At 45.7% G+C, this 6,041-nt stretch carries 6 protein-coding genes; 3 read left to right on the top strand and 3 right to left on the bottom strand.

The genetic code is table 11. The features are described from left to right. Window positions 1-1,241: sulfatase-like hydrolase/transferase (locus GF401_13170; protein ID MBD3346007.1), on the bottom strand; the 1,241-nt coding region annotated here is incomplete at its 3' end. Window positions 1,242-1,880: 639 nt separating this feature from the next. On the opposite strand from GF401_13170, the gene GF401_13165 reads away from it, so the two are divergent. The 3 genes from GF401_13165 (at window position 1,881) to GF401_13155 (ending at window position 4,327) form a co-directional block, all read left to right on the top strand. Continuing rightward, entirely contained in the window at window positions 1,881-2,390 is a 510-nt protein-coding gene (locus GF401_13165) for a nitroreductase (protein ID MBD3346006.1), read from the top strand. Between the two features lie 133 nt (window positions 2,391-2,523). Then, window positions 2,524-3,384 (top strand): sigma-70 family RNA polymerase sigma factor, encoded by an 861-nt coding sequence (locus GF401_13160; GenBank protein MBD3346005.1) that lies wholly within the window; start codon window positions 2,524-2,526, stop codon window positions 3,382-3,384. 88 nt (window positions 3,385-3,472) lie between these two features. Continuing rightward, window positions 3,473-4,327: a metallophosphoesterase gene (locus GF401_13155; GenBank protein MBD3346004.1), complete on the top strand. Its 855-nt coding sequence runs from the start codon at window positions 3,473-3,475 to the stop codon at window positions 4,325-4,327. A gap of 197 nt (window positions 4,328-4,524) precedes the next feature. On the opposite strand, the gene GF401_13150 is transcribed toward GF401_13155, so the two are convergent. Both GF401_13150 and trxB read right to left on the bottom strand, forming a co-directional pair. Next, entirely contained in the window at window positions 4,525-4,974 is a 450-nt protein-coding gene (locus GF401_13150) for a redoxin domain-containing protein (protein ID MBD3346003.1), read from the bottom strand. A 99-nt stretch (window positions 4,975-5,073) separates the two neighbouring features. After that, the gene (trxB, locus tag GF401_13145; GenBank protein MBD3346002.1) at window positions 5,074-6,024 is read right to left on the bottom strand and encodes a thioredoxin-disulfide reductase; all 951 of its coding nucleotides are present in this window, start codon (window positions 6,022-6,024) and stop codon (window positions 5,074-5,076) included. Between the last annotated feature and the right edge of the window lie 17 nt (window positions 6,025-6,041).

The raw sequence follows: 6,041 nt of genomic DNA, 5'->3' as shown, positions 1-6,041 counted from the left end.
GTATCCAGCGTATTGCTCAACCGCTCCAGTTCCGACTTATATTCCGGGCTTTCGGCAAGGTTTTCTATTTCCCACGGATCGGCCTGCGTATCATACAGTTCTTCTACCGGACGCCTATTCTGAAACATCAGCAGTTGGGGACCTTGTAATTCGTCGTTGAGATACAGCCGCCACATGTCTTCAAGTATCGGCAGCTTGTTCCGGTAGGGTATCCAGAGAAGATACGGCAACTCGGGATGATAGTTACGGATATATTTGAACCGCTTATCGCGTACCGCGCGTACCCTGTCATAGGATTCATCGTGACGGTCCCTTGCAGCAAAAACATGGGTGCGTGAAGGTTGTGCCTGTGGCCCCAGAAAGGCCTGCCCCTGCATATGATGCGGTATTGGAAGCCCGACACAGGAAAGTACTGTCGGCCCCAGATCGATTGTCGAAACGACCTCATCGATAACGTTCCCCGGCTCGATCTGCCCGGGCCATCGAACAATAAGCGGAACATGGATCCCCGAATCATAAACCCACCGCTTCCCCCTGGGAAGAGGACCATGATCACTCCAGTGCATGACAATGGTGTTTTCGACAAGACCATCTTCTTCAAGCTCTTTAAGACGTTCACCTAAAAATCTGTCATTCGTTTCAATATTCGTATACATCCGGGCAATGGTTTCCCGCACCTTCGGTGTATCAGGGAAATAGGGCGGCACCGGGACTTTTGCCGGATCATAGGTAAACTCCGGCCGCTTCTCCGGCCATAAACCGCTTTCATGGGTATGGGCGGGATTGAAAACTGCAAAAAAGGGTTGCCCGGGATCAGGACGTTTTCTCCAATGCGCCTCGGGCCCGGTCTCATCCCAGGCCGTAATCGGCGACTCAAATTGATAATCGGTTTTCTTGTTGTTGCAGCAGTAATAGCCTTCTGCACGAAGGTACTCGGTAAAGCACTTGACATAGGAAGGAGGAACCGCCTCATAGGGGGTCGGCATTTCAGGCGTAGCTGGATTTTCATGTTTTGTACGGTGATGATGGGTTCCTATGGAAACAGGATACATCCCTGTAATAACCGCAGAACGGGCCGGAGAACATACACCGGCTGTGGAAAAACAGTTGGTCCACCGACAGCCCTCCGAAGCCAAACGGTCGAGATTGGGTGTCTGGGCCACAGGATCACCATAGCAACGATAAAAAGGACTGGTGTCTTCAAAGGAAACCCAGAGAATGTTGATCGGCTTATTTTGCATAATACGAACAATCTTTCGATTAAACTTGTTAGAAAATTGAATTTTCGGGAATGAAATGACCTGATCCTAAATTATATAAATATTTACCGGTTTTTTCCACATTATCAAATTAAATTAGAAAAATATGTATTATAAATTATTGCATTTTAAATACACTCCGAGCGAACCTGGATTTTAAAATCCGGCGTTTTTGGAATAGCTGTTTATCTGAAAAAATGTCAATAAAATATTGACACCCCCTTCATTTAAGTATATATTTAGCAGCAAAACAGTACACTCTTTCAATGTTAGTACCAATGAAACGTCGCAACATAGTATCACAAAACAGCAGCTGGCAAAAGCCCTCACTGTGTCGTATGCTTACGGTGCATGCCACTGCCACTCTTTTTCAGCGGTGGGCGCGTGTAATGACCTGAATAGTCACAAGTGTCAGGAAATAACACCCGCCGCTGGAGAAATTCAACGGCGGGTTTTTTTTTGTATTCCGGTTTTTAAGACAGTGTTTTGTCGATAAATAGAAAACTGAAAGATAAAAATAAACAGCAGGAACAAACAGGCCTGATTTTTGCTGGTACTTCTATACGCAAAAATTGGAAACTCCAGATTTATTGTAGGCTAAACACAAGAAAGGAGGGACTGGTGACGTTTTTGGAACTGGTTAAATCCCGTTACTCAGTGAGAGGCTATGAAAACAGACCGGTTGAAGAAGAAAAAGTACTCAAGGTATTAAATGCAGGGCGCCTGGCGCCGTCAGCATGCAATAATCAGCCATGGCATTTTGTCGTTATTGAGAATGAGAATAAGAAAAAAGAATTGCAGAAAGTGTATGACAGAGAATGGTTTTATACCGCACCGGTTATCATTGCGGTCTGCTGCGATATGAATGCCGCCTGGAAAAGAATGGATGGGGTAACCTATGGATTTGTGGATGCAGCTATAGCTATGGATCATATGATTCTTGCTGCTACCGAAGAAGGACTTGGCACCTGCTGGATAGGGGCATTTGATTCACAGGCTGCACGGAAGGTTCTGGAACTGCCTGGTGGTATCGAGCCGGTTGTTTTTACCCCGCTCGGCTATCCTGAAAAAGGGCATAACTCCAGACCTCGCAAGGACTTAAAAGATGTGGTGCATCGGGATAAATTTTAAAAATTCAGGATGGCTAAAAATATCAAAAGTCACTATCCGTATTTTTTTGGGGTAGTGCGCCAACTGATAATTACAAGGAGCAACAGATAAAACTATTCGTGAAATAAATTCCTATAAAATAAAGGAGAAAGTCATGAAAAGGGCGTTTTCAATTCTAGAAGAAGAATTCCTGGATCTGTACTTGAAAGAGATCAGCCAATACAAGCCCATGAAATCCGATGAAGAGGCCAGGCTGGCGAAGGGGATTAAAAAAGGGAATAAAGAAGCGCTTGAAAAGCTGGTTCAGGCAAACCTCCGGTTTGTTGTGAGTGTTGCACGGAATTATCAAAACCAGGGCATGGCGCTTATCGATCTGATTAATGAAGGTAATCTGGGTCTTATCAAGGCTGCAAAGCGATTTGATGAGAAAAAGAATTTCAAATTCATTTCCTATGCTGTCTGGTGGATCCGCCAAGCCATCCTTCAGGCACTGGCCGAACAATCTCGCATTGTAAATGTCCCTCTTCACAGGGTCGGCTTGATCCACAAGATCGGCAAGGCAGAGGAACGGCTGGAGCAGCGATACGGGCGGGACCCCGATTTCGATGAAATTGCCGATGAATTGTCACTGGATATCGGCAATATCAAAGATTCGCTCCGAATCGGCAATCGTCATCTTTCTCTTAATGCTCCCTTTGATTCCGGTGACGAAGCGAGTATGATCGATCTTCTCCGTGATGACAAAAATGAACGCCCCGACGAAGAGATGCTTGATAAATCTTATCAGCAAAGCGTTAAGAGCAACCTTGACATTCTCAACGAACGGGAAAAGGAGATTGTCCGACTATACTTCGGTCTGGGCGATGAACGTCCTTATACGCTCGACCAGATCGGGGAACGGCTCGGTCTTACCCGCGAACGGGTGCGTCAGGTCAAAGAAAACGCGCTGAGACGGCTCAGGGAAGAATCGAATCTGAAGAATCTGAAAGATTATATTCCCAGAAGCATCAACTGATTGCCATCACTGCGGCACGATCATATAATATTTATATTTCTCATAGAATGCCCATTCCAGTATAAAGGAATGGGCACAATTGCAGGAGATGAAAATGAAAGCCTTGATAAGTGATATCCATGCAAATTTCGATGCCTTGAGTTGTGTCTGTAACGATATTGAATCGCGAGGCATTGAAGATATCATTTGTCTGGGCGACATCGTCGGTTATGGCCCTCAGCCCGAAGATTGTACCGATATGGTTATGACCAAGGCATCAGTTTCTCTGATGGGAAATCATGATTACGCGCTTTTAAACGGCCCTATAGGATTTAACCCTGTTGCAGCCGAAGCTATCCGATATACCCAGGAAAGAATGATCCCTTCACTGGCAGAACAGGCATCAGGTGATCATGTCGTTACGGGCAACTATTTCCCCTGTGCATGCGAAAATAAAACACCCAAATGCATGGTGATGGAGCATACCGTGCCGTCCCGGTGGAAATTCATGGAAGAACTCGTGGAAACCTGGAGAGATGAAAATACGCTTTTCGTTCATGGATCCGCCCTGGATCCAATCAATGAATACGTATTCCCCAGTAGCTACGTCGGTATTTGGAATCCCGAACGAATACAAAGAATGTTCGAAAAAACCGACTGGCTGATCTTCTGCGGCCATACCCACCTGCCCTGTATCATTACTTCAGATATGCGTTCCATTTTCCCTCAGGATGTTAACTATCGTTTTTCTCTTGATCCCAAAGAAAAGTATATCATCAATATCGGTTCCGTGGGGCAGCCGCGCGACAGAGACAATCGCTCCTGCTATTGTCTCTTCGATGAGAAAAACCGCACCATCGAATGGCGACGAATACCCTATGATATCGAAAGCGTGGTAAAGAAGATCGAAGCCATTTGCGGCATTGACAATTGGTGCGGTGAACGTCTTCGGCTGGGGAGATAGAATGGAAGATTGGGTCAAAAGTTAAAGGTTGAAAAGAGACAAACGAACCATCAACACTTCGCCCCGCCTTACAGGATCAATGCAACGTACGTTCAAATCAACGTCAAGAGAACGACTAAGATCATTAATGAGGTTGAGGTTGAGAAAAATGAGGCGATCGCTGACCGCCGGATCAACATACAATATCCTTTCTTCAGCTACTGCAACTGCACGATTGCATCGACATAGGCTTCTTTAGGCTGAACACCCTGGACAGCATGAATCGCTTTTTTGTTTTTCATAAACACAACATAGGGAATGCCGCGCACCTGAAACATCCGTGCAACCTGAGGATTGGTATCAACATTTATCTTATACACCTCTGCCTTGTCTTTATGTTCCTTTGCCACCTGTTCGAGCATGGGAGATAATATTCTGCAAGGCCTGCACCAATCTGCATATAAATCAAATACCAGAAGTTTGTCCCCTGCATTGTTTACTACTTTCTGAAACCCTTCATAGGAGTTAATTTTCTTTATTGCTTTTTCGGCGGCGACTTCTTTTTTTTCCTCGTCACCACAGCCGGTAACAAGCAGCGATGCAAAGAGTGTAACAAGTGCAATACTTGCCGTTAATAACGTTCCCTTGTTGAGAATCATTTTGTTCATGGACGCCTCTTTCTTCAATTTAGCAAAATCCCCTTATAATTTCGCCGGACCAAGGCCGATATTTTCAAACAAGGGAATATTTAATAGAATGGGTCCGGATTATGCTAAATGCCCCTTTTCCTGCAGCCAGTGTTCAGCCTCGATAGCAGCCATACAACCCGAACCCGCAGCGGTAACCGCCTGGCGATATTTTCTGTCCTGAACATCACCTGCAGCAAAAACACCTTCAACCGAAGTAACCGTAGAATCACACTCAGTTTTAATATATCCGAAATCATCGGTGGTAATCTGCGCTTTAAGAAAATCGGTATTGGGTACGTGGCCGATTGCTTCAAAGGCGCCCACCACGGGAAGTTCCGATAGTTCTCCGGTTTTGGTATCCTTAAGTCTCAGGCCCGAAAGTGTCTGGTCGCCCAGAAATTCATCGACGATTTTATTCCATACAATCTCGATTTTTGGATGCTTCAGTGCCCGTTGCTGCATTATCTTGCTTGCCCTGAGTTCATCGCGGCGATGAATGATATATATCTTTGAACCGAATTGCGTGAGATGAACGGCTTCTTCAACCGCACTGTCTCCTCCACCAATAACCGCAAGCTCCTTGTTTCTGAATATAGGAAGACCGCCGTCGCACACCGCACACGCTGAGATACCTTTTCCCCATAGTCTTTTTTCCGATTTATAGGGCAAACGCCTGGCTGTAGCCCCGGTAGCGACAATAAGAGCATGGGCCTCATACTCCTGCCCACTTGCAGAAATCACTTTAAACGGACGGGCATCACATTTCACTTCGGACACATCCTCGGTAACAAGACGGGCGCCGTAATTGGCCGCCTGCAGACGCATGTTCATCATAAGTTCCTGACCATTAATGCCCGAGGGAAATCCCGGAAAATTTTCGACAATATTTGTTATCATCAACTGTCCGCCCGGCATCCCGCCAACCTGAAAACCCTCAAAAAGAAGGGGATTGATATTTGCCCGAGCCGTATAGACTGCTGAAGTAAAACCGGCAGGACCGGAGCCAATAATAATAACATTTTCGGCCATTATACCTATCTCCCTGT

It is taken from the genome of Chitinivibrionales bacterium, from assembly GCA_014728215.1.
Taxonomy (GTDB): Bacteria; Fibrobacterota; Chitinivibrionia; order Chitinivibrionales; family WJKA01; genus WJKA01.
This window is presented reverse-complemented; position numbering and strand designations above follow the sequence as displayed.